Source organism: Bradyrhizobium sp. P2_E8 (assembly GCF_056403875.1).
On sequence record NZ_JBFUES010001091.1, the window covers coordinates 1 to 2,321 of the forward strand.

Genomic DNA, 2,321 nt, shown 5'->3' on the forward strand with positions numbered 1-2,321 from the left:
GGTCCGTGCGATGCCGTCGCATTCGGACAGCAGGGAAGGGCAGTCCAGCGCGGCGGTCTGGCGGACGGATGAGGCAAGCGCGCGGATGGCGGCCAGCGACTGGCCGAACTCGTCGTGCAGCTCGCGCGCGAGATGGCGGCGCTCCTCGTCCTGGAGCGCGATCAGCTTTCGCGTCAGCTCGCTGCGCTCGGCAAGCGCGGTGTCGAGGCTTTCGGCGAGATGGTTGAAGACGTCGCGGATGGCGGAGAGCTCGGCGAGGTCGAACGGCGGCAGCCGTGCGGCGAGGTCGCCGGCCGCGATCCGCTCGAGGCCGGTGCGGATCATTCGGGTGGGGCGCAACGCCCGCGCCAGTGCCGCATAGACCAGTGCGCAGAGCAGCGGCAGTGCGATCGCAAGCGCGATCATCAGGCGGCCAGCCTCGTGCCAGGCCTCCGCCGTCTGCACGGCCGGATCGACCGAGACCACGGTCTCGCCGAGCTTTGCTCCGCGTACGATCACAGGCCGCGCCGCCTCGCGGCCGGGGTCGAACAGGCTGCGATAGAATGCCGCGAAGACCTGCGGCGGCGGGTTCGCCGGGGTAGGCGCGCCACTACAGAATCGCTGAAGTATGTCGCCGCTCGTGCCGCGGAATGCCAGACACAGGCCGGGCGTCATCACGTAGGCCGATACGGGGTCAAGATTGGGGAAGTCCGAGCGCGGGCTTGCCACCCACTGGACCTTGCCCTGTTGCAGCTCCAGCGACTTCGCCACGATGGCGGCGATACCGTCGATGCGCGCATGCGCCTCGCGGTCCGCCGTGACAAGGAAATAGGCTGATATCGCGGCGAAGCAGGCGGCCGATATTGCGGCCACGCGCAACGTCAGACGGACCTTGAGATCGGATCTCGGGCGGTTCCACATCGGCGGGCACCTGGCGCGAACGGGTTTGTTGCCTCCGCATTAAACGGCAGAACGCAGGCGGCGGAAAGCGCTGCACTCTACCGCAGTGCAACGTCGTGAAATTTTCCCGGCACTCGCCGGGACAGACACGGGTGCATGGCCTGAGGCGACCCTCCAGTTTTTCGCGCCGCTCCGTCACACGAGGCCCGCTCATGCACCTGTCCCGGTTGATCCTATCCGCCTTTCTCCTTGTCGTCCTGCCGGCGGCCTATTCGCCAGCCGGTGCCGAGGTCGCCATCGGCGTTGCCATGGACGACTTCAGCTATACCGATACGTCGGCCGAGCCGGCCAACCAGACCGCCGCCCATGAGCGGCGGCTGTCGGCGTTCATGGCCGCGCTCAGGCGCGATATCAGTGCGGACGGGCGCTACCGGCCAGTGCCGTCGACGCAGGATGGCGCGGCCTTCAAGGTGATCGGCGGCATTCAGAAGACGAGCACGCTGGTGCAATGGGCCAAGGTCGCCGTGATCGACGTCGGTGCCAAGAAGATCGTGATGGACAAGCTCTACACCTTTCGCGGCGACAATGATGAATCATGGGAGCGCGCCGAGATCTTCGTGTCGCGTGAAGTCATCGCCGCGCTCGGCACAAAAGCGCCGGTCGCGCTGGCGGTGTTCGAGTTCGAGCTCGAGGACATGACCGCGGCGTCGATGGGCGCCTCGGCCAGTTCGGATGCGTCGTACCTGGCTGAGGTCACCGGCAGCGTGCGCGAGGCGCTGGGCCAATCCGGTCGCTACCGCATCGTCGATGTCAGCGGCGAGGCGGTGAAGGCGCGTGCCTTGCGGGACTGTGGCGGCTGCGAGGCGGCGATTGCGCAAAAGCTCGGCGCGGACCAATCGCTGGTCGGCGTGGTGCGGCGGGTCAGCCGCACCGAGTACACGCTCGGCTTCCAGGTCCGCGATGCCAGGACCGGCGCCGTGGTGTCACGCGGCGACAGCGGCCTGCGCATGGGCGCGGACTATTCCTGGAAGCGCGGGGCTGTGCGGCTGGTCAGCGACCGGCTGATCGAGAGCCAATAGTGCCGGTCGTTGCCTAGAACGTCAGCTGCACCTTCATCGATTGCGCGCGGTCGCTGGCAAGCTCGAAGGCGGCGACCGCGTTCTCGAATGGCATGGTGGCCGTGATCAGCGGCTTGACGTCGATCAGGCCTTCGCCCATCAGCCGCACCRCGAGCTCGAACTCGGGATCGAAGCGGAAGGTGCCGCGCAGCTGCAATTCCTTGGCGACGATGGAATTGATCGGCAGCGTCATCTCGCCGCCGAGGCCGAGCTGCACCAGCGTGGCGCCGGGCCTGAGCACGTCGAGTGCGATGCGCAGCGCTGCCTGGTTGCCGGAAGCCTCGAACAGCGTGTCGAACACGCCCTTGCCGGCGCGCCAGGGAT

At 67.5% G+C, this 2,321-nt stretch carries 3 protein-coding genes; 1 reads left to right on the plus strand and 2 read right to left on the minus strand.

Annotation, left to right across the window (positions count from 1 at the left end):
- Window positions 1-900 (minus strand): histidine kinase (locus AC1D00_RS37045; RefSeq protein WP_477014077.1); only part of this gene is annotated, 900 nt, incomplete at its 3' end.
- 191 nt (window positions 901-1,091) lie between these two features.
- Between AC1D00_RS37045 and AC1D00_RS37050 the strand changes: the two genes are divergently transcribed.
- Entirely contained in the window at window positions 1,092-1,958 is an 867-nt protein-coding gene (locus AC1D00_RS37050; protein WP_404557108.1) for a DUF3280 domain-containing protein, read from the plus strand.
- Window positions 1,959-1,971: 13 nt separating this feature from the next.
- On the opposite strand, the gene AC1D00_RS37055 is transcribed toward AC1D00_RS37050, so the two are convergent.
- Window positions 1,972-2,321, minus strand: a 350-nt coding sequence (locus AC1D00_RS37055; RefSeq protein WP_477014078.1) for a zinc-binding dehydrogenase, incomplete at its 5' end; no start/stop codon positions are given.

What these genes read in the sequence shown, in the direction of transcription:
- AC1D00_RS37050 (WP_404557108.1), top strand. Translation starts at nt 1,092, where the DNA reads ATGCACCTGTCCCGGTTGATCCTATCCGCCTTTCTCCTTGTCGTCCTG.